The organism is Bradyrhizobium prioriisuperbiae, from assembly GCF_032397745.1.
Classification (GTDB): Bacteria; Pseudomonadota; Alphaproteobacteria; order Rhizobiales; family Xanthobacteraceae; genus Bradyrhizobium_A; species Bradyrhizobium_A prioriisuperbiae.
Genome location: NZ_CP135921.1, coordinates 3,900,721 through 3,920,526, shown reverse-complemented (window position 1 = coordinate 3,920,526; position 19,806 = coordinate 3,900,721). Strand labels below are relative to the sequence as shown.

The following is a 19,806-nucleotide window of genomic DNA, read 5'->3' as shown; positions in this document are numbered from 1 at the left end:
ATAGTCCCCTGGATTGCTGCCGATTCGCTGAACTGAACTTTATAGCTTGCGCGTATTCTGATCGCAAAACCGGTTCCCACTTTTGCGGAATACGCGCGTGTTACACCGCCAGATAGGCGTCGCGGATATCGGGCCTTGCATCGAGCTCGGCCATGGTGCCGCTGAAGCAGATCCGGCCGCGCTCGATGATGTAGGCGCGATCGGAAATCAGCCGCGCGAAATGCAGGTTCTGCTCGGACACGAGAATGCTGACGCCTTCCTGCTTCATGGTCAGGATGGCGGCGACCATCTGCTCCACGATCTTCGGCGACAGGCCTTCGGACGGCTCATCGAGCAGGATCAGCGAGGGATTGCCCATCAGCGTGCGCGCAATGGTCAGCATCTGCTGCTCGCCGCCGCTCATGCGGCCGCCGGCACGTCCCCGCATTTCGCCGAGGTTTGGGAACAGCGAGAACAATTTCTCCTGGGTCCAGCGCGGCGCGTTCTTGCGCTCGGGCTGGCGGCCGACCTCGAGGTTTTCCTCGACCGTCAGATCCGTGAAAATGCGCCGCTCTTCCGGCACATAACCGAGGCCGCCGCGGACGATGGCGTGGGTCGGCTTGTCGGAGACATCGACGCCCTCGAACATGATCTGGCCGCGGCGCTGGTTGACCAGGCCGACAATGGAGCGGAACGTCGTCGACTTGCCGGCGCCGTTGCGGCCGAGAAGCGCGACCACCTCGCCCTCGCCCACCTCAAGGCCGACATCGAACAGGATGTGCGCGGGTCCATAAAAACTATTCAGGCTGGAGACTTGAAGTTTCATGCGGGCACTCCCTGATCGTGCGTGCCTTGGTGTCCCGCTTCATACAGCAGGCCCTCGCCGAGATAGATGGCGCGCACCTGCGGATCGTTGCGCACCATCTCCGGCGATCCCTCGGCGATCAACGTGCCGCGGTTGAGCACCAGCACACGCTCGGCATGCTCGAACACCACGTCCATGTCATGCTCGGTGAACAGCACGCCGATCTGCTTTTCGCGGGCGATCCGTGCGGTCAGCCGCATCAGTTCGATGCGCTCCTTCGGCGCCATGCCGGCGGTCGGCTCATCCATCAGCAGGATTTTCGGCGCATTGGCGAGCGCGATGGCGAGTTCCAGCCGCTTGAGGTCGCCATAGGCGAGCTCGCCGCAGGGCCGGTCGCCATAGGCGCCCATGCCGACCAGATCGAGCAGGCCGTCGGCGTCGGCGCGGGCGAACTTCGGTGTCGACCGCCACATGTTGTAGAGCTTCGAGGCATAGGACGACAGCGCCACCTGGACGTTCTCGCGTACCGTCATGGTGGGAAACGTCGCGGTGATCTGGAAGGTACGGCCGACGCCGAGCCGCCACACCGCGCGTGGTTGCCGGCCCGTGGTGTCCTGCCCCAGCAGCGTGATGCGCCCGGCATCGGGGGTGATCTGCCCGTTCAGCATGTTGAAGCAGGTGGTCTTGCCGGCGCCGTTGGGCCCGATCAGCGCCAGGATTTCGCCTGCCGCGACCGTGAACGACACGCCGCGCACCGCATGCACGCCGCCATAAGATTTGGTCAGGCCGTCAACCTTGAGAATCACGCTCATTCGGCGCTCCCGAGCTTGGGCGCTGCGCTCAGCGCCGAGGGCTTGCCGAGCGAGCGGGTGCGAAAACGTTCGCGCACGGTTTCGAACACACCGACAATGCCGGTGGGGAATGCGACCACCAGCAAGACAATGATGCCGCCGAGCACCAGCTTGGATTGGTCGATCTGGCTGACCAGCCAGATGTTCAGCGCCTTGAACACGATCGCACCAACCACGGCGCCGGAAATGGTCTCGACACCGCCGAGCAGCACCATCACCAATGCGTCGACCGACAGCGAGATGCCCATGCTGTCCGGAAACACGCTGCCCTTGAGGTACGCGAACAGCGCGCCGGCCACGCTGGCCACCGTGCCGGCGATGACAAACGCCACCCACTGGATGCGTTTGCCATCGATGCCGATCGCTTCGCTGCGCAGCACCGAGTCACGGGTGGCGCGCAAGGCATAACCGAATGGCGAGAACACCAGCATCCGCAGGCCGACCACGGCACAGGTGGCGATGACCAATGACAGCCAGTAGAACCGCGCCGGCGTGGCGACCCAGGCCGCGGGCCAGATCCCGAGCAGCCCGTTGTCGCCGCCGGTGACGCCGACCCACTGGAATGCGATCGACCAGACGATCTGCGCAAACGCCAGTGTCAGCATGGCGAAGTAGACGCCGGAGAGCTGTACCGCGAAGAAGCCGAAAATCACGGCGCCAAGCAGCCCGAGCAGCGGCCCGATCAGCAGGCACGCAATCATCGGCAGTCCGGCGAACTTGGCCAGGAACGCGACGCCGTAGGAGCCCAGCCCGAAATAGGCGGCATGGCCGAACGAGGCGAGACCGCCGACCGACATCAGGAAATGAAGACTGGCGGCGAAGATGATGTAGATGACGATCTCGGCGCCGACGGTGAGTGCGTAGGTGCCGCCGATCAGCGGCAGCATCGCAGCGGCCAGCAGCGCCAGCAGCGCCAACATTCGCTCATTACTGGTCATCGGCCGCCAGGGACGCACGGTCAATCCGGGCGTGCGCCGTGCCGGCGCCTCCGCCTTGCCGAACAGGCCCCATGGACGCACGATCAAGACCACCGCCATCACCAGGAACACCAGGATGATGGAGATCTTCGGGAAAATGAGGATGCCGAATGCATTCAGTTCCGACACCAGCACCGCGGCGACAAAGGCGCCGGTGATGCTGCCGAGGCCGCCGATCACCACCACCACGAACACATCGACAATGATGCGCAGATCCATGGTGTGGTTGACCGCGTCACGCGAGATCTGCAGCGCGCCGCCGAGGGCGGCGAGAAAGACGCCGACCGCGAACACGCTGGTGAACAGCCATTTCTGATTGACGCCGAGCGCCGCCACCATGTCGCGGTCCTGGGTCGCGGCGCGCACCAGCACGCCCCAGCGGGTGCGGTGGAACAACAGCCACAACGCGCCGAGCACCAGCGGCCCCAGCACCATCAGGAAGATGTCGAACGAGGGCAGCGCCTGGCCGAAGAAGTCGATCGCGCCCTTCAGGCCCGGGGCACGACGGCCCAGGAGATCGTCCGGACCCCAGATCACCACCACGAGGTCTTCGACCATCAGGGTCAGGCCGAAGGTCGCGAGCAACTGGAACAATTCCGGCGACTTGTAGATCCGCCGCAGCAGCAACATTTCAACGAGAACGCCGACGACCGCGACGATCAGTGCCGCCAGCACGATGCCGCCCCAAAATCCAACGGCGCCGGAAAATCGTTCCGTCAGCGTGAAGGCGACATAGGCGCCGAGCATGTAGAACGCGCCGTGAGCAAAATTCACGATGCGCGTCACGCCGAAAATGATCGACAGGCCGGAAGCGACAAGAAACAGCGACGCCGCACTCGCAAGACCTGTCAGGAACTGGACGACATAAAAGCTCATCTGAAATCCGGGCGGAGGTTGGTGGTTTTCCTCATGGTGAGGAGCGCGGCAACGCCGCGCGTCTCGAACCACGAGGCCGAGGCCTCGCGTTTCCCCATCCTTCGAGACGCCCGCTCCGCGGGCTCCTCAGGATGAGGAAACATCCGAGATCGTGACGGGTCACTCCGACGCCGACCCGCCACGGTCCCCTCTTGCATCAATCCTTTGGCCGCACCTTGGCGACGTCGGCTTCGCTGGGCATGAACGCCGCGCCGTCGCGATAGACCGACTCGACCATCACGCCCTTGCCGTCCTTGACCGAGGTCTTGCCGACATAGGCGCCGAGCGTGGCCTGGTGGTCCGCCTTGCGGAAAGCGATCTCGCCGAATGGCGACGGCAGCTTGATGCCTTCGGCGGCCGCGATCAGTTTCTCCGGATCGGTGGAGTCGGCTTTCGCCAGGATTGCCGCCGCCGACTTGATCAGCTGATAGCCGACCACCGAGCCGAGCCGCGGATAGTCGTTGAACTTCGCCTGATAGGCTTTGAGGAACGCATCATGCTCCGGCGTCTTGATGCTGTACCAGGGGTAGCCGGTGACGATCCAGCCTTCGGGAGTCTCGTCCTTCAGCGGATCGAGATACTCCGGCTCGCCGGTCAGGAAGGACACGACCGCGCGATCCTTGAACAGGCCGCGGGTGTTGCCTTCGCGCACGAACTTCACGAGATCCGGGCCGAAGGTGACGTTGAGGATGGCCTCCGGCTTGTCGGCGGCCACGGCCTGCACCACGGGACCGGCATCGATCTTGCCCTGCGGCGGCCACTGCTCGCTGACCCACTGGATGTCCGGACGCTTGGCCGACAGCAGCGCCTTGAACACGGCGACGGCCGACTGGCCGTATTCGTAGTTCGGCGCCACGGTGGCCCAGCGCTTGGCCGGAAGCTTGGCGGCTTCATCGGCCAGCATCGCGGCCTGCATGTAGTTCGACGGGCGCAGGCGGAAGGTATAGCGGTTGCCGCTCGCCATGGTGATGGCGTCGGTCAGGGGTTCGCCGGCCAGGAAGAACACCTTCTTCTGCTTGGCGAAGTCGCTGACCGCCAGCCCAATGTTGGAGAAGAAGGTGCCGGAGATCATCGCCACGCCTTCGCTGGCGACCAGTTCGTTCGCGGCCGTCACTGCATCGGCCGGCTTGCCGTTGTCGTCCTTGGAGACGACCACCAGCTTCTTGCCCTTGATGCCGCCGGCGGCGTTGACTTCCTCGACCGCGAGCTGCCAGCCCTTGCGATAGGGCTCGGTGAAGGACGGCAGCGCCGAGTAACTGTTGATCTCGCCGATCTTGATTTCCTTGATTTCGCTTTGCGCGAACGTGGGCGTGGCCAGGCCAGCCAGCGCGGTGCCGAGCGCTGCCGCCGCAAGCCCCGCGACCAAGAGACGTTTGCTGTCCGATATTCCAGATCTCGGCATTGAAGTCCTCCAGTGTTGCGAGAGACTGCGCGCTCTCGGTTGATTGTGATCGTCCCTGTTCACCCCGGCGTTGTCATCCGGTTCTTTCGACCAATCGGCTACGTCCTATTGGAGCATGATCTTTTTCGGAAAACCGGTATCCACTTTTCCGGATCATGCTCTAATCAGCGCAGCCCATCTTCTCCCTTGACCTCTGCAACTGTCAGGCCACCGACGCGAGCGAGCGGCCGGCCGCTGTCGGTGACAGCCACCGCCACCATGATCTCGTTGGCGCGGGGCGCATCGTTGATCTGGACTTCCATGCCATCGAAATGGCTGCGCACGAAGGCCGCATCCTTGTGGCCCAGCGGGATATCCAGCACGGTGCCGAGGCCGCCGCGCTTTTTTGACGACGGGATCAGCGCCGCGCCCTTGCCCAGCACCTTGCGCACCGGTGTCCCCATCTTGGGATGCAGCAGGGCCGCGGCATGTTCCAGTTCGCCGTTCTCACCGACGGCCGCAGCCTTGCCATAACTCTGCGCGCGCGGCCCCTCGATGCCGAGCGCGGCAACAGCCTTCTCCGTGAGCAGGCCGCCCAGTTCCTCGCCGATCGCGATCAGTGGCGACAGGTCTTCGACATATTTTCCGGCAAACGGATTTTCGATCACGGCGATCGCCGCGGCGCGACGGGTCGGCGGACTGATGTCGCGCCCGGCTTCCTGATGGGTCTCTTCGACCACGGTCACGATCTTGCGGATGACGGCACTCATCGCAATCCATCCTCTCCCTTGATCTCATGGGCTTTGAGACCGCCGACGCGGGCATGGATGCGCGAGCCGGTGGTCATCACCAGCGCCAGCAGCATTTCGTCGGCGCGCGGCGCGTCGGTGATGCCGACCTCCATGGCGTCGAAGTGCGAGCGCACATAGGAGGCATTGATGTGGGTCACCGGCACATCGAGCCGGGTGCCGGGGCCACCGACCTTCTTGGCCGAGGGCACGATCGCCTTGGCTTCGCCCAGCGCATGGCGCATGGCGTAGCCGCCCGGCACATGCCAGAGCGCGCCATGCTCGAGTTCGCCGGCGGCGCCGACAATGGCACCCTTGCCGTAACCCTGAATCGCCGCGGGATCGTTGCCCAGCGCCTTGACCAGCGCCGCCGCCATTTCGATGCCGAGCGGATTGAGATCGTCCATGAAGCCGGAAATCTCCTCGACATAACGGCCGGCAAATGGATTCTTGATCACCACCAGCGCGGCGCCACGGCGCAACGGCACCGCCTGCGGCTTGCCGCCCTCGTGAAAAATCTCCTCCACCTGGATCAGGCGCTTGCGAATGACGACATCAGGCATGCATCAGGCTTTCGTTGGGTTTGTAGGCTTCTTGTTGTGATACGGACAACGGTGCGGCAATCGAGGGCGCGGCGTCGATCCCGACCGACCGGCTCTCGCCCTGCAACCGCAGCGCCGCGCCATCGATCAGGCCACGCATCACCAATCGCTCGGTCATGACGACGCCAGCGTCCAGCGCCATATCGACGTCGGCACGTGACAAACGTGCGACGTCACGGGTGACCAGGCGATGGCCGAGATCGTTGTCGGGCTGCAATTCGCAGGCCGGCACGCGCGTGACGGCCGGATGTCCGGGCAAATCAACGGCGTTGGCGATGATGGTTGCCGCCGCATCGGCTTGCGCGGCGGTCGCGGCCAGCACCGTGACCGCATCGGCGATGCCGAGGGAAAAGCTGCGGCCATGGCGGCCGCTGGTGGCGATGCCGCGTGAACGCTGCGAGGCCGCGATCACTGCGGTGCCGATCAGGCTCGGGGTGTCCGGGCGATCGACCAGCCCGATACTGAAGCGCGTGCCGGGCCGGAGATGCAGCGCGATGTCGCCGCCATTGTTGACGTAGGCGCGGTCGAGATCCGCCACCGCGATCATCGCGCCGAGAATCTCTTCCGCAACGGCGCCGGCCACCGCCGCCATCGGCGTGATGAAGTGATCGGCCGCGAACGGCGCCACAGCAGTCAACATGCGCTGTGCGACGCGGCCCCGCAGGCGCGTTCCCGAAACCTCGGCCGGACGGCGCAACTCGGGGAGTTCGGCACAGAGCGTATCGAGCAGGCCGGTGAATGTGTCCACCGCCGCCCGGTAGGCGCGCTCGACTTGAACATCCGCGCCGAACGCCTGCACCACGAGATCGATCGGCCCGTCCTGCAGGTGGAGACGCCTGCCGTCTGCCAACAACCTGACTTGCGGGGCGCGGGTCATGCGGGTTGTCCGCTCTCATCCTGCGCCGGGCCGTGGCGCAGCACTTCGGTGTTGTCCTTCAGCGACGACAGCGGCCGCACGTGATCCATGTGACCGCCGAGCGCGGCGTAATCCGCAAGCGGCATGGTGAATTCGATAGGGGCGACCAGTGCCGGCGTCGGTACATAGCCGAATGCGCCCTGCGGCACCTGCGTGACATCCACCATGAAGGTGATGCCACCACCGGGCCAGACATAGGTCGGCGCGCCGCCGCTCGTCACCTTGGTCAGCGTATCCTTGACCGAGCGCGTCAGGCGCACCGGATTGTCGGTGACGCCGGCGCGCAGCGAGCCGCCGGCGCCGCCCATGAACAGCACAGTGCACAATGCCGGTTCGCAGTTTTCCTGGATGCGTTCGACCGAGAGCTGCAGATCGGTGGGGAGAGCCTTCTCCACCGGCTTCAGCGCCTCGTCGAGTTCGAAATAGGCCGCGTGCTCACCGGTGGTGCTCACCATCAGCATGCGCATTCCGGCCTTGGCCTCCTTCGGATCGAACGGGCCGAGAATGGACAGCGGATCGGAAATGTTGGTGCCGCCCCAGCCGGTGCCGGGCTCGGCGACCTGGAAATAACGGCCGGGCGTCGAACGGCGGCCCTTCATCTTGATGCCGGTGTCGGGGATATCCAGCAGCTTGCCGGCCTGGTGTTCCGACAGCACGCCGGTGATGTGGTCGTCGACCACGACCACTTCGTCCACCTTGCCAAACCACTGCTTGGCGAACATGCCGATGGTGGCGGAGCCGCAGCCGACCCGCATGCGCTCCTCGGCCACGCCATTGACGATCGGCGGCTTGCCGGCCTGCACCACCACGGTGGCACCGCCGTCGATGGCGAGCTCCACCGCCTTGCCGTTGGAGAGATCCATCAGCGCGTCGCAGGTGACACGTCCCTCTTTCTTGGAGCCGCCGGTGAGATGATGCACGCCGCCGAGCGACAGCATCTGCGAGCCGTATTCGCTGGTCATCACATGGCCGATCGCTTCGCCCTGGGCGCGGACCGTGGCGGTCTCCGGCCCGAGATAACGGTCGGTATCGATCTTCACCTTGACGCCGCAGTAACTGAAGATGCCCTCGGTGACGACCGTGACCATGTCGACGCCATCGACTTCGGAGGAGACGATGAAGGGCGCGGGCTTGTAATCGGGATAGGTCGTGCCGGCGCCGATGGCGGTGACGAACACCTTGTCGCGGCCGACGATGTTGCCGTCCCAGTCGCCGACCTTCTGGAAAGGAACGATCTGGCCGCCGTGCGACACCGTGCGTTCCAGCACCACATGCGGATCCACCCGCACCAGTTCGCCTGCGTGGTTTGCATAACGATCGCACGCGCCGGTTGCGCCGGGCTTGATGTAGCACATCACCGGGCACGCATCGCAGCGGATCTTGTCCGCGGCGCCGGATGCGGCTGCATTCGAAGGTGCATCATTCAGCATGGGCGTATCCAACGTCGCACCGGAAAACCGTCAATGGGTGTCCGCACTGCGGGGCACGCGACGGATCGAATTCCCAACCCCGTCGGCAGCCGCGCACCGCTTTGTTCGTATACGAACGATCTTGCGCGGCCTCCCCGGTGGCTGTCAAGCGCTCTCAGCGCCGCCAACGGGCCGTTGCAACATAAACCCGCAATTGCCTAATGGTGATGTCGATAAATTGTGCAGAGCAGCATCGGCAGGGCCGTATCCGTTATCCGTCACCCTGACAGCTTGTGAAGCTTTCAGGCTTCTGGATGCACAACATGTGCGATGTCGAGCAGATTTGCTGTTGGCCAGGGGTGAGGCCCCCCGGTTTATGCGTTTGCGAGATTGTATCCCTGTAAGATGTTATTGGTGAGGGCGTAGCAGAGCACCACGGCGCGGGCTTTTTCGATCCCGCGCACGGTCAGTTGTCGCAGATTCCAGTTGCGCCAGCGGGCGTGGATGCATTCGCAGATCGAGCGGGGCTTGTAGGCAGCTTTGCCGGCGTCGCTGGCCATGCGGGCGCGCCAAGCCAATACCCCTGCGCCGTCGCCGCGTCGCGGCAGATACGGATCAGTGCCATGCTTGGATTGCGTGGGAGGACAATAGACCTCGACGCCCTCGGTATGCGCCCACTCGAGATCCCGAGCGCTGCCAAAGCCGCCGTCGGCGAGATAGCTCTTTGGTAAGCGGCCATTGCGAGCCCGCAGCCGTTCCAGCATCGGCCGCATCAGACCGCGGTCGGAGCCGGTATTGCAGACCTCGACGGCGACCACGATCTGCTGAGCGGCCACGCTTGCCACCTGCACGTTATAGCCGGGACGGAAGCCACCGTCGGCCATCTTCATCACCCGCGCCTGTGTATCCGTGGTGGAGGCGCGCGGCTCCTTCGGCTTTTTGCCGTTGCCGCGCTTCTCCTCGCGCTCCTGACGCTGCCGCTTGATCGCTTCAAGCGCGGCTTGTGCCGCTCTGACCCGCTCGCTGCGCTCGCGCGCGGCTCGCTCCTTGGCGGCCTTGATGCGCTGGTTGCTGGCATCCGAACGCGTCTCCACCTCGCGCTTGAGCTGATCCACCACGGCCTCGGCCGCCGAAAGATGCCGATCAAGCGTCGCCTCACGCCGGAACGAGGCCGCGCCCGCGCTCGCCCGGATCCGCACGCCGTCCTGCGCCAGGGCGTCGAGATCGACCAGCCCTGCCTTGGCCAGCGCCGCCATATGCTCGGCCAGCAGCCGATCGAGCAGGTCGGCATGGCCGACCCGAAAGTCCGCCAGCGTGTGATAGTTCACCGACACGCCGCCGCACAGCCAGCGATACACATCATGGCTGTCGCACAGCCGCTCCAGAGCGCGTGCGCTGCCGACGCCGTCACTGGTGGCGACCAACCACAAAGCCAGCAACAGCCGTGGCGAAATGGCGGGATGGCCCGGCCGGTCGCTCCGCGCTTTGATCCGGCCCTCGAGCTCGCTCAGATCGAGCCCCTCCACGTACGCCCAGATCACGCGCGCCGGGTGGTTCTCTCCAATTAAGCTCTCAATATCAACCGCCTGAAGCTCGATTTGCTGGCGCTCAGGTTCCAGCATGCGCGGGATGCCGCTCGAAGCTACCGCGGTTGGCGGCTTTGCTTCCGGCAGTTCTCCAAACAGCTCGTCACCTGCCATCAATATCTCCTGCGACTCAGTCGATCACAGAGAATCATACCCGTGGCTTCTTCGGCTACGCCCCAAGTCTGACGAAAGATTCACAGCCTCTGAGGTGGCCGTGCGAAGCGCGGCCCTCGAAGGGCGACGGCCCCGGCCATTCATCCTTCGAGGCTCGCTCTGCTCGCACCTCAGGATGACGGAACAATCTCAGTTATTCAAAACCCTATCTGCACCTTCATCGACTTGTTCCGATCACCCGCAATCTCGAACGCCTGCACGGCCTCGTCGATCGGATAAATCCCGGTCAGCAGCGGACTGACATCGAGGCGCTTCTGGTTGATGAGATCGACCGCGAGACCGAATTCCTCGTGAAAACGAAACGTGCCGCGCATCTCGATTTCCTTAGCGACCACCACGTTCTGCGGAATCGAAATATCGCCGCCGAGGCCGAGCTGCACGAACACGCCGCGGGGCTTGATCACATCGAGGCCAGCGCGCACGGCGCGTTCGTTGCCGGATGCCTCGAACACCACGTCGAAGCTGCCCTTGTCGACATTATAGGCCGCTAGCTGCTCGGGATTCGCAGCCACATTGATGGTGCGATCGGCGCCGACCTCCGCGGCCTTCTTCAGCACGCCGTCCATCACATCGGTGGCGACGATCTCGCGCGCGCCATGCACGCGAGCGGCCAGAATGCTGAGCGCGCCGATCGGCCCGCAGCCGGTGACCAGCACGCGTTTGCCCAGCAGCGATCCCGCGCGATTAACGGCATGCAGGGTCACTGCGAGTGGTTCGGCGAATGCGGCCTGGTTGGCGGAGACGTGGGTCGCGACCTTGTGGCACTGCCAGCTTTCCGCCACCAGCCGCTGGCGGAACGCGCCCTGGATGTGCGGCATCGGCATCGCGCTGCCGTAAAAACGCATGTTGAGGCAGTGGTTCTGCTGGCCCAGCTGGCAATAGCGGCAGTGGCCGCAGGGACGGCTCGGCGACACCGCGACACGATCACCGACCGCAAGCGTGCTCACGCCGCTGCCCAGCGCGGTGATGCGGCCGGCAACTTCATGTCCCAAAATCATCGGTTCGCGGATCCGCACGGTGCCGAAGCCGCCATGGTTGTAATAGTGCAGATCGGAGCCGCAGATGCCGCCGGCTTCGATGGCGACCTCGACCTGTCCGGGCTCGACCGCGCCGGCTTCAGCCTCTTCGATCCGAAGATCTTTCGCGGCATGGATGACGATCGATTTCATGGGTGTTCTCCCGGACATCTTGAAGCGGGTATCTGCACGATCAGTGCTCGGATTGACTCACCACATTGAACCACAATGTGGGATCGAATGATCGCGCGCACGATCGCTTTGCCTGCTGATTATGTTGGCGATAACATGGGCGTCAATAGTCAGGATGTTGCGATCAATTCAGGAGATTCTCGCGTGGCCAGTTCATTGTTCGACCTCAGCGGATTGCGCGCGCTGATCACCGGCTCCAGTCAGGGCATCGGGCTCGCGCTGGCGCAGGGCCTTGCCGATCATGGCGCCGAGATCGTGCTCAATGGCCGCGACGCCGGCAAGCTCGCGGCTGCGGCGCAGGCGCTGCAGGCCAGGGGGCACAAGGCCGATATCGCCGCGTTCGACGTGACGCAGCACGCCGCCGTCACCCAAGGCGTCGCCGACATCGAAGCCAGGATCGGCGCCATCGACATCCTGATCAACAATGCCGGCATGCAGTTCCGCAGCCCGCTGGAGGATTTTCCCGCCGAGCGCTGGGAGCAATTGCTGAGCACCAATATCTCCAGCGTATTCTATACCGGGCAAGCGGTGGCGCGGCACATGATCAAGCGCGGCCGCGGCAAGATCATCAACATCGCCTCGGTGCAGAGCGAACTGGCGCGGCCGGGCATCGCTCCCTACACGGCGACCAAGGGCGCGGTGCGCAACCTCACCCGCGGCATGTGCACCGATTGGGCCAAACACGGCCTGCAGATCAACGCCATCGCACCGGGCTATTTCAAGACGCCGCTGAACCAGGCGCTGGTCGACAATCCGGATTTTTCCGCCTGGCTGGCCAACCGCACACCGGCAGGACGCTGGGGTAATGTGGAGGAGCTGGTGGGCGCCGCGGTGTTCCTGGCGGGACCGGCGTCGTCGTTCGTCAATGGCCACACGCTGTATGTGGATGGCGGGATTACGACGAGTCTGTGAGACGGGGCGCATCCCACCCACCACCGTCATCACCGGGCTTGTCCCGGTGATCTCGCTTAGGGGCGCAGTGCGTCCCTAAAATAGAAAGGCAGTGCGTCCCTACTCGAGGTTGCCGGGACAAGCCCGGCAACGACAGGAAGAAGACTTTCTGGCGCGCCTCTTGCAGGTTTGGCCTTGCACGTTTGTATACTAACGGTATCGTCGCAGGACCATGCCGCGGTACGGCAGACCTCATGCAAGGGCCTGATGCAGGATACCATTCGCCTCACCGTCAACGGACGTTGCCATGACGTGGCGGTCGCGCACGACACGTCGTTGTTGTACGTGCTGCGCAACGATCTCGCGCTGAACGGCCCGAAATACGGCTGCGGGCTCGGCGAGTGCGGCGCTTGCGCGGTGCTGATCGACGGCGTCGCCGCCCGCTCCTGCGTGATCCCGGTCGGCGGCTGCATCGCACGCGACATCGTGACGCTGGAAGGGCTGGGCTCGCGCGAACAGCCCGATGCGGTGCAGCAGGCCTTTATCGACGAGCAGGCGGCGCAATGCGGCTATTGCCTCAACGGCATGATCATGACGGCGAAGGCGCTGCTGACCCGCAATCCGCATCCCAGCGAAACCGAGGTGTTGGAGGCGCTGCGCTACAATCTCTGCCGCTGCGGCACCCATGTGGAAATCGTCCGCGCCGTGCTGCGCGCGGGTCAAACCTCAAGCGCCGGAAGCTGAAATGGCGCAGGACTCCAATCACGCGACAACCGACAGCACGCCGGCACAGGCTGGATCGCTCACGATCGTCCGCACCAGCGCGACGGGAGTCGCCGAGACCTTCATCTTGATCACGGCCGACGGCGCTATCAGCGCCTTCAATGGCCATGTCGATCTCGGCACCGGCATCCGCACATCATTGGCGCAGATCGTGGCCGAAGAGCTGGACGTGGCGCTCGAGCGCGTCACCATGGTGCTCGGCGACACCGCGCGCGTGCCGAATCAAGGCGCGACCATCGCCAGCGAAACCATCCAGATCACAGCCGTCCCGCTGCGCAAGGCCGCGGCGCAGGCGCGACACTTCCTGGTGGCGCGCGCGGCCGAGAGGTTCGAACTGCCGGCCAGCGAACTGACCGTCGAGGACGGACTGGTCCGCGGCCACAACAACAGCATCGGTTATGGCGAGCTGATCGCAGGCGACACCATTCGCCTGGAGCTCGCCGACGCCGTGGCCGTGAAGCCGGTCGAGGCCTACAGCATTGTCGGCCAATCGGCGCCGCGGGTGGACATTCCCGCCAAGGCTACCGGTGAATGGGTCTATGTGCATGACGTCCGCGTGCCCGGCATGCTGCATGGCCGGGTGGTGCGCCCGCCCTATGCCGGGGTCGACGCCGGCCCCTTCATCGGCACCAGCCTGCTGGCGATCGACGAGACCTCCATCAGCCACATCCCCGGCATTGTCGCCGTCGTGCGGATCGCGGACTTCCTGGGCGTGGTCGCCGAGCGCGAGGAAAACGCCATCAAGGCGGCCGAGCAGCTCAAGGTGACATGGAAGCCGACGCCGACGATCCCCGACATCAGGGAGATCGAGACCGCGCTGCGCGCCCATCCCTCGACCCCGCGCACGCTGATCGACAAGGGCGATGTCGACACCGCGATCGCCGGTGCCGAGAAACCGATGCGCCGCACCTATGTGTGGCCCTATCACATGCACGGCTCGATTGGTCCCTCGTGTTCGGTCGCGGATTATCGCGACGGCGCGGTGCGGGTGTGGTCGGGCACCCAGAACCCGCATCTGCTGCGTGCCGATCTCGCGCATCTCCTCGCGATGCCGGAAGACCAGATCGACATGATCCGGATGGAAGCCGCCGGCTGTTACGGCCGCAACTGCGCCGACGACGTCTGCGCCGACGCGGTGCTGCTGTCGCGCGCGGTCGGCCGTCCCGTGCGGGTGCAGCTCACCCGCGAGCAGGAGCATTTGTGGGAGCCGAAGGGCACCGCACAGTTGATGGACGTCAATGGCGGACTCAACGCCGACGGCGGCGCCGCCGGTTATGATTTCGTCACCCGCTATCCGTCCAATGCCGCACCGACACTGGCGCTGATCCTGACCGGCACCATCGCGCCGATCCCCACGGTGCTGCAGATGGGCGATCGCACCGCGATCCCGCCCTATGACTACGAGCACATGCGCGTGGTGGCCCACGACATGCCGCCGATCGTGCGCGCCGCCTGGCTGCGCGGCGTCTCGGCGCTGCCCAACACGTTTGCGCACGAGTCCTATATCGACGAACTCGCCACGGAAGCGAAGGTCGATCCGATCGAATACCGCCTGCGCTATCTGAAGGACCCGCGCGCGGTCGATCTGGTCAAGGCGGTGGCCGAGCGCGGCAACTGGACACCGCGGCCCGAATGGACACCAAAGGACGCCGAGGGCGATGTGGTGCGTGGCCGCGGCTTCGCCTACGCGCTTTATGTGCACAGCAAGTTTCCGGGGTATGGCGCGGCGTGGTCGGCGTGGATCGCCGATGTCGCCGTCAACACAACCACCGGCGATGTCAGTGTGGTGCGCGTGGTGGCCGGCCAGGACTCCGGACTGATGATCAATCCGGAGGGCGTGCGGCACCAGATCCATGGCAATGTGATCCAGTCCACCAGCCGCGCGCTGAAGGAACAGGTGGCGTTCGACCAGATCGGCGTCGCCAGCAAGGAATGGGGCGCCTACCCGATCATCACCTTCCCCGAGGTGCCCAAGATCGACGTGCTGATGCTGCCGCGCCAGGACCAGCCGCCGCTCGGCGTCGGTGAATCCGCGTCGGTGCCAAGCGCGGCCGCGATCGCCAATGCCATCTTCGATGCCACCGGCGTGCGATTCCGCGAGCCGCCGTTCACGCCGGAACGGATTCTGGCGGGATTGCAGGGCGAGCGGCAGACCGTATCAGGCGCATTGCCCGATGTATCGCCGGCCCGCCTCGCGCCGCCCAAAAAAAGCCCGCGCAATCCGTTCGCGCGTTATGGCCTCGTCGCCGGCGCCGCAGCGCTCTGCGCCGCGGTGGTCGGTATCGGCGCCGCCATCTGGCCGTCGCGCGCCATCGCACCGATCGCGCGGCCCGATATCTCGGTGTTCTCGGCGGCCACCATCGCGCGGGGACAACAGCTTGCGGCGCTGGGCGACTGCGCGGTCTGCCACACGTCGATCGGCGGCGTCATCAATGCCGGCGGCCGTCCGCTGGAGACGCCGTTCGGCATTGTCTACAGCACCAACATCACACCGGACGTGGAGACCGGCATCGGCGCGTGGTCGTATCCCGCGTTCGAGCGCGCCATGCGCGAAGGCATCCATCGCGACGGCCGGCAGCTCTACCCGGCGTTTCCCTACACCCATTTCGCAAAGACCAGCGATGCCGACCTGCAGGCGCTGTACGCCTACCTGATGGCGCAGCCGGCTGTCACCTCGCCCAATCCAAAGACCAAGCTCGCCTTCCCTTTCAACATCCGCCCGCTGCTCGCCGGCTGGAATGCGCTGTTCCACGACACCACGACGTTCGTGCCGAACCCGGCCCAATCCGAACAGTGGAATCGCGGCGCCTATCTGGTCGAGGGCCTGGGACATTGCGGCGCCTGCCACACCCCGCGCAATGCGCTCGGCGCGGAGCGGCAGCGTGCCTATCTCGCCGGCGGTTTCGCCGATGGCTGGGAAGCGCCGGCGCTGACGTCGCTGTCGACGGCACCGATCCCCTGGAGCGAGGACGCGCTGTTCGCTTACCTGCGCACCGGCGCCTCACGCTTCCATGGCGTCGCCGCCGGACCGATGGCGCCGGTGGTGAAGGAGCTCACCACACTGCCGGACGCCGACATCCGGGCGATGGCAGTGTATTTGGCGTCGTTCAACAGCCCCGCCGTCGCTCCCGCCATGCAGGAGACACACGCGACACAGCTAGAAACCATCACCGCCGCCTCCGCCCTTCTCGGCGCCTCCACCGGCGCACGCATCTACCAGGGCGCCTGCGCGGTGTGCCACCAGATCGGCGGCCCGCCGCTGTTCGGCGCAAGGCCGTCGCTGGCGCTCAACAGCAATCTGCATTCGGCGGTGCCGGACAACCTGATCCAGGTGATCCTGCACGGCATCGCCGACCCCGTATCGAGCGATCTCGGCTACATGCCGGCGTTCAAATCACACCTGAGCGACAACCAAGTGGCCGAACTCGTCAGCTTCCTGCGCAAACAGTTCGCGCCGGACAAGCCCGCCTGGGGCGATGTGGCGGCGACAGTGACGCGGCTGCGGCAGGCGCATTGAAGACTGGCGAAGGAAGCCTGTAGCCCGGGCGAGCGCAGCGACCCCGGGGCCAAACGCACTGTCGTCCTCGGATGTCGCGCTGCGCGCTTATCCGGGCTACGGATCATCGCTCCCGTTTACTTCGACTTGCTGCCGCCGAACGTCATCTTGAACAGATCCTGAAACTGCTCCGGCGCGAACGACATCCAGTTGCGCAGCATGGCCTCGGGCGTCATCTTGGTGATGTTGTCCATCATCTGCACCTCGAGCTGTTTCATCACGCTCTCCTGCATCGGCGCGACATTGGGCAGGCCCATGAACTCCCGCGCTTCCAGCGGCGTGCAGTCGATATTGACGGTCACCTTCATGGCCTGTTCCTTTGTCCCAGATCCCTATGTCCCAGATCCTTGCGCCGACTGTGATCACAAAAGCCGAGATCCGCTTTGTGCAACAGGCGCTAGTGTCCCGAATCCGAAGTTCGCATCACTCGACCGCGCCTTCGGAGCGAACTTCGGATTCGACAAGGACACTAGCAGGTTTATGATTCTAGTGTGCTTTATGAATGCGAAGTTCGTGAAAGCGTCTGCCGCGAAATCGCACGAACTTCGCATTCAGCACACTCGTGGCAGCTAATCTGATTGACCGAAAAAATTCAAGCAGACCAATCGTTACCCTCAAGGGAGGACGTCATGATCATCGTCACCGGCAGCGCGCTGGCATCGGAGGATACGTTCGAGGAGGTCCTGGCGCTGAGCCTCGAACACGTCGAGCGGTCGCGCGCCGAGCCGGGCTGCCTGTCGCACGCGGTCCACATCGATTGCGAGGATGAGCACCGGCTGGTGTTCGTGGAGCGCTGGGCCGACCGGGAGGCGCTGACGCAGCATTTCCAGAAACGGGAATCGCGCGATTTCGTCCGGGCCCTGCGTAGCCTGCTGGCGGAACCCTCGACACTGGAGATTTATCAGGCCGAGCCGTTGCAAATGACCTAGAAATGGGCTTCCTGTTCGTCAAAAGACTGCCGGCCGGCCCTCGCTGACGCGCCGTTCGCCTGGGGAAGACACGCCTGATTATCTGATTTTGGACGCGAATCCGTTGCGAATTCGCGTCCTCCCTGAGCATGAGCAGGAGACCGTGATGAATATCGACGCAATTGCCATCGGCAAGAACCCGCCCGACGACGTCAATGTCATCGTCGAGGTGCCGATCGGCGGTGAGCCGATCAAGTACGAGCTGGACAAGGCCGCCGGCACCCTGGTGGTGGACCGCTTCCTGCACACGCCGATGCGTTATCCCGGCAATTACGGCTTCGTGCCGCACACGCTGTCCGACGACGGCGACCCGATCGACGTGCTGGTAGCCAACACCCGGCCGATCGTGCCCGGCGCCGTGATCAATGTGCGCCCGATCGGCGTGCTGAAGATGGAGGACGACGGCGGCGGCGACGAGAAGATCATCGCAGTGCCGACCCCGAAGCTGACCAAGCGCTATGAGAACGTCCACAATTACTTGGACCTGCCGACCATCACCCGCGAGCAGATCCAGCACTTCTTCGAGCACTACAAGGACCTGGAGCCCGGCAAGTGGGTCAAGATGCTGGGCTGGGGCGATGCGGACGAAGCGCGCAAGCTGATCGTCGAGGCGATCACGCGGGCGGGGAAGAAGTAATCCCCGACAGCTATTCTCTCTATCGTTGCTTCTTTTTTGTCGTTGCCGGGCTTGTCCTCCGCGGCTTCGGCTTCGCCGAAGTCGCGGAAACAACCTCGCTTAGGGACGCAGTGCCCTCCTAAGCGGGATCACTGCGACTTGGCGTAGCCAAGTCGCTGGGGACAAGCCCGGTGATGACAGTGGTGGGTGGCGTTGCCTTCAACGATCACTAATCGATCTCAGCTGCGCCGCGCGTCGAGGCTGAAACCGCCGGCGCCGAACGCCACGACCTGCAGCAGGCCGCCGGCGATGGCGATGTTCTTCAAAAAGTGGATCATCTGGTTCTGCTCGGCGAAGTTATTGTGGAAGCCGAGTGCGGTTGCGATGGTGAATACAATCAGCACGGCTGCGGCCGCGCGGGTCTGATATCCCAGCACCAGCAGCAGGCCGCCACCAACTTCAACGATGACAGCGATCAGATACGCCACAACCGGCAGCGGCAGGCCGGCCGCCGCGATATAGGCTTGCGTGCCGCCGGGCGCGAACACCTTGCCGGCACCGCTGAGCAGGAAAATCACGGCGATGAGCAGCCGCCCGATCGCGGGGACGTAGCTGGCAAGGGCCGATGTGTCACGGACCTGGAGTGCTTGTGCAGTCATGATGGTTATCCTTCGAAAAATGATTTGGCGCCGAGGCAATCACGCGGCCTTCAAGGCCTTGGCGATGGTGGCGACGCGTTTGCCCTGGAAGCGGGCAACTTCGAGATCGTCTGCTGTCGGCGGCGTGGCTTGATTGAACGACACCGACGTCGCGCCATAGGGCGAGCCCGCCTTGAACAGCGCAGGGTCGGCATAACCGAGCGGCACGATGATCAGCCCGAGATGGGCCAGCGGATTGTAGAGCGAGATCAGCGTGGACTCGTTGCCGCCGTGCATGGTCGACGACGAGCCGAACACCGAGCCGGCCTTGCCGTTGAGCTTGCCCTGAAACCAGAGGCCGCCGAGGCCGTCGATATAGGCCTTCAGTTCGGACGACACCGAACCGAAGCGCGTGGGCGTGCCGAACACGATGGCGTCGGCCCATTCGGCGTCGGCTTCGGTCGGCGCCTCATATTTGGCGTTCAGCGCCGCCGCCTGCTCGGCCCAGCCGGGCACCGAATTGATGACCTCCTGGCTGACGATTTCACGGGCGCGGCGAATGCGGACCTCGGCGCCGGCGGCGCGGGCACCCTCGGCAATCTCCTTGGCGAGGGCTTCGGTGACACCGGAGCGGGAATAGAAAGCGATCAGAACCTTGGGCTGAGACATCGTCGTATTTCCTTGGGAAGGTGGATGAGCTGTCCCCTCCTACCTGGAGCCGTTCCCAAGTTCTGAAAAGTGGGATAATATCGAACCAATCGTT

At 64.5% G+C, this 19,806-nt stretch carries 18 protein-coding genes; 5 read left to right on the top strand and 13 right to left on the bottom strand.

Going from position 1 to position 19,806, the window contains the following annotated elements:
* Window positions 1-100: 100 nt before the first annotated feature.
* From RS897_RS18355 to RS897_RS18310, 10 genes are all read right to left on the bottom strand, one after another.
* Complete coding sequence (locus tag RS897_RS18355) at window positions 101-805, bottom strand: ABC transporter ATP-binding protein (RefSeq protein ID WP_315837927.1); 705 nt, start codon at window positions 803-805, stop codon at window positions 101-103.
* Window positions 802-1,596: an ABC transporter ATP-binding protein gene (locus tag RS897_RS18350; RefSeq protein ID WP_315837926.1), complete on the bottom strand. Its 795-nt coding sequence runs from the start codon at window positions 1,594-1,596 to the stop codon at window positions 802-804. Before RS897_RS18350 ends, RS897_RS18355 begins: the two co-directional genes overlap by 4 nt.
* Complete coding sequence (locus RS897_RS18345) at window positions 1,593-3,488, bottom strand: ABC transporter permease (protein WP_315837925.1); 1,896 nt, start codon at window positions 3,486-3,488, stop codon at window positions 1,593-1,595. The genes RS897_RS18350 and RS897_RS18345 overlap by 4 nt, the downstream gene beginning before the upstream one ends.
* 196 nt (window positions 3,489-3,684) lie before the next feature.
* Window positions 3,685-4,929, bottom strand: a complete 1,245-nt coding sequence (locus RS897_RS18340; protein WP_315837924.1) for an ABC transporter substrate-binding protein — start codon at window positions 4,927-4,929, stop codon at window positions 3,685-3,687.
* A 164-nt stretch (window positions 4,930-5,093) separates the two neighbouring features.
* On the bottom strand, window positions 5,094-5,678 hold the full coding sequence (locus RS897_RS18335) for an amino acid synthesis family protein (RefSeq protein ID WP_315837923.1): 585 nt from the start codon (window positions 5,676-5,678) through the stop codon (window positions 5,094-5,096).
* Window positions 5,675-6,259 carry an amino acid synthesis family protein gene (locus RS897_RS18330; RefSeq protein ID WP_315837922.1) on the bottom strand — a complete coding sequence of 195 codons (585 nt, stop codon included), beginning with the start codon at window positions 6,257-6,259 and terminating at the stop codon, window positions 5,675-5,677. Before RS897_RS18330 ends, RS897_RS18335 begins: the two co-directional genes overlap by 4 nt.
* A complete protein-coding gene (locus RS897_RS18325) occupies window positions 6,252-7,175 on the bottom strand; it encodes a UPF0280 family protein (protein ID WP_315837921.1) in 924 nt (307 codons plus the stop codon). Before RS897_RS18325 ends, RS897_RS18330 begins: the two co-directional genes overlap by 8 nt.
* A complete protein-coding gene (locus RS897_RS18320) occupies window positions 7,172-8,644 on the bottom strand; it encodes a 6-hydroxynicotinate reductase (RefSeq protein ID WP_315837920.1) in 1,473 nt (490 codons plus the stop codon). The genes RS897_RS18325 and RS897_RS18320 overlap by 4 nt, the downstream gene beginning before the upstream one ends.
* A gap of 353 nt (window positions 8,645-8,997) precedes the next feature.
* Window positions 8,998-10,323: an IS1182 family transposase gene (locus tag RS897_RS18315; protein WP_315837919.1), complete on the bottom strand. Its 1,326-nt coding sequence runs from the start codon at window positions 10,321-10,323 to the stop codon at window positions 8,998-9,000.
* Window positions 10,324-10,520: 197 nt separating this feature from the next.
* Complete coding sequence (locus RS897_RS18310; protein ID WP_315837918.1) at window positions 10,521-11,552, bottom strand: L-idonate 5-dehydrogenase; 1,032 nt, start codon at window positions 11,550-11,552, stop codon at window positions 10,521-10,523.
* Between the two features lie 183 nt (window positions 11,553-11,735).
* On the opposite strand from RS897_RS18310, the gene RS897_RS18305 reads away from it, so the two are divergent.
* From RS897_RS18305 to RS897_RS18295, 3 genes are all read left to right on the top strand, one after another.
* The gene (locus RS897_RS18305; RefSeq protein WP_315837917.1) at window positions 11,736-12,503 is read left to right on the top strand and encodes an SDR family oxidoreductase; all 768 of its coding nucleotides are present in this window, start codon (window positions 11,736-11,738) and stop codon (window positions 12,501-12,503) included.
* 243 nt (window positions 12,504-12,746) lie between these two features.
* The gene (locus RS897_RS18300) at window positions 12,747-13,226 is read left to right on the top strand and encodes a (2Fe-2S)-binding protein (protein ID WP_315838679.1); all 480 of its coding nucleotides are present in this window, start codon (window positions 12,747-12,749) and stop codon (window positions 13,224-13,226) included.
* Between the two features lies 1 nt (window position 13,227).
* Window positions 13,228-16,782 carry a molybdopterin cofactor-binding domain-containing protein gene (locus RS897_RS18295; protein WP_315837916.1) on the top strand — a complete coding sequence of 1,185 codons (3,555 nt, stop codon included), beginning with the start codon at window positions 13,228-13,230 and terminating at the stop codon, window positions 16,780-16,782.
* Window positions 16,783-16,898: 116 nt separating this feature from the next.
* On the opposite strand, the gene RS897_RS18290 is transcribed toward RS897_RS18295, so the two are convergent.
* Entirely contained in the window at window positions 16,899-17,129 is a 231-nt protein-coding gene (locus tag RS897_RS18290; RefSeq protein WP_315837915.1) for a DUF6489 family protein, read from the bottom strand.
* Window positions 17,130-17,450: 321 nt separating this feature from the next.
* Here RS897_RS18290 and RS897_RS18285 point away from each other — a divergent pair, with 321 nt between their 5' ends.
* Complete coding sequence (locus RS897_RS18285; RefSeq protein WP_315837914.1) at window positions 17,451-17,750, top strand: putative quinol monooxygenase; 300 nt, start codon at window positions 17,451-17,453, stop codon at window positions 17,748-17,750.
* Between the two features lie 145 nt (window positions 17,751-17,895).
* The gene (gene ppa / locus RS897_RS18280; RefSeq protein ID WP_315837913.1) at window positions 17,896-18,426 is read left to right on the top strand and encodes an inorganic diphosphatase; all 531 of its coding nucleotides are present in this window, start codon (window positions 17,896-17,898) and stop codon (window positions 18,424-18,426) included.
* Between the two features lie 218 nt (window positions 18,427-18,644).
* Here ppa and RS897_RS18275 read toward each other — a convergent pair whose 3' ends face one another.
* Both RS897_RS18275 and wrbA read right to left on the bottom strand, forming a co-directional pair.
* On the bottom strand, window positions 18,645-19,064 hold the full coding sequence (locus RS897_RS18275) for a DoxX family protein (protein WP_315837912.1): 420 nt from the start codon (window positions 19,062-19,064) through the stop codon (window positions 18,645-18,647).
* A 39-nt stretch (window positions 19,065-19,103) separates the two neighbouring features.
* A complete protein-coding gene (wrbA, locus tag RS897_RS18270) occupies window positions 19,104-19,712 on the bottom strand; it encodes an NAD(P)H:quinone oxidoreductase (RefSeq protein ID WP_315837911.1) in 609 nt (202 codons plus the stop codon).
* Window positions 19,713-19,806: the final 94 nt, after the last annotated feature.

Excerpts from the sequence above, each read along its gene's own strand:
- RS897_RS18355 (WP_315837927.1), bottom strand. The coding sequence starts at position 805 with ATGAAACTTCAAGTCTCCAGCCTGAATAGTTTTTATGGACCCGCGCAC.
- RS897_RS18350 (WP_315837926.1), bottom strand. The coding sequence starts at position 1,596 with ATGAGCGTGATTCTCAAGGTTGACGGCCTGACCAAATCTTATGGCGGC.
- RS897_RS18345 (WP_315837925.1), bottom strand. The coding sequence starts at position 3,488 with ATGAGCTTTTATGTCGTCCAGTTCCTGACAGGTCTTGCGAGTGCGGCG.
- RS897_RS18340 (WP_315837924.1), bottom strand. The coding sequence starts at position 4,929 with ATGCCGAGATCTGGAATATCGGACAGCAAACGTCTCTTGGTCGCGGGG.
- RS897_RS18335 (WP_315837923.1), bottom strand. The coding sequence starts at position 5,678 with ATGAGTGCCGTCATCCGCAAGATCGTGACCGTGGTCGAAGAGACCCAT.
- RS897_RS18330 (WP_315837922.1), bottom strand. The coding sequence starts at position 6,259 with ATGCCTGATGTCGTCATTCGCAAGCGCCTGATCCAGGTGGAGGAGATT.
- RS897_RS18325 (WP_315837921.1), bottom strand. The coding sequence starts at position 7,175 with ATGACCCGCGCCCCGCAAGTCAGGTTGTTGGCAGACGGCAGGCGTCTC.
- RS897_RS18320 (WP_315837920.1), bottom strand. The coding sequence starts at position 8,644 with ATGCTGAATGATGCACCTTCGAATGCAGCCGCATCCGGCGCCGCGGAC.
- RS897_RS18315 (WP_315837919.1), bottom strand. The coding sequence starts at position 10,323 with ATGGCAGGTGACGAGCTGTTTGGAGAACTGCCGGAAGCAAAGCCGCCA.
- RS897_RS18310 (WP_315837918.1), bottom strand. The coding sequence starts at position 11,552 with ATGAAATCGATCGTCATCCATGCCGCGAAAGATCTTCGGATCGAAGAG.
- RS897_RS18295 (WP_315837916.1), top strand. The coding sequence starts at position 13,228 with ATGGCGCAGGACTCCAATCACGCGACAACCGACAGCACGCCGGCACAG.
- RS897_RS18290 (WP_315837915.1), bottom strand. The coding sequence starts at position 17,129 with ATGAAGGTGACCGTCAATATCGACTGCACGCCGCTGGAAGCGCGGGAG.
- RS897_RS18285 (WP_315837914.1), top strand. The coding sequence starts at position 17,451 with ATGATCATCGTCACCGGCAGCGCGCTGGCATCGGAGGATACGTTCGAG.
- ppa (WP_315837913.1), top strand. The coding sequence starts at position 17,896 with ATGAATATCGACGCAATTGCCATCGGCAAGAACCCGCCCGACGACGTC.
- RS897_RS18275 (WP_315837912.1), bottom strand. The coding sequence starts at position 19,064 with ATGACTGCACAAGCACTCCAGGTCCGTGACACATCGGCCCTTGCCAGC.
- wrbA (WP_315837911.1), bottom strand. The coding sequence starts at position 19,712 with ATGTCTCAGCCCAAGGTTCTGATCGCTTTCTATTCCCGCTCCGGTGTC.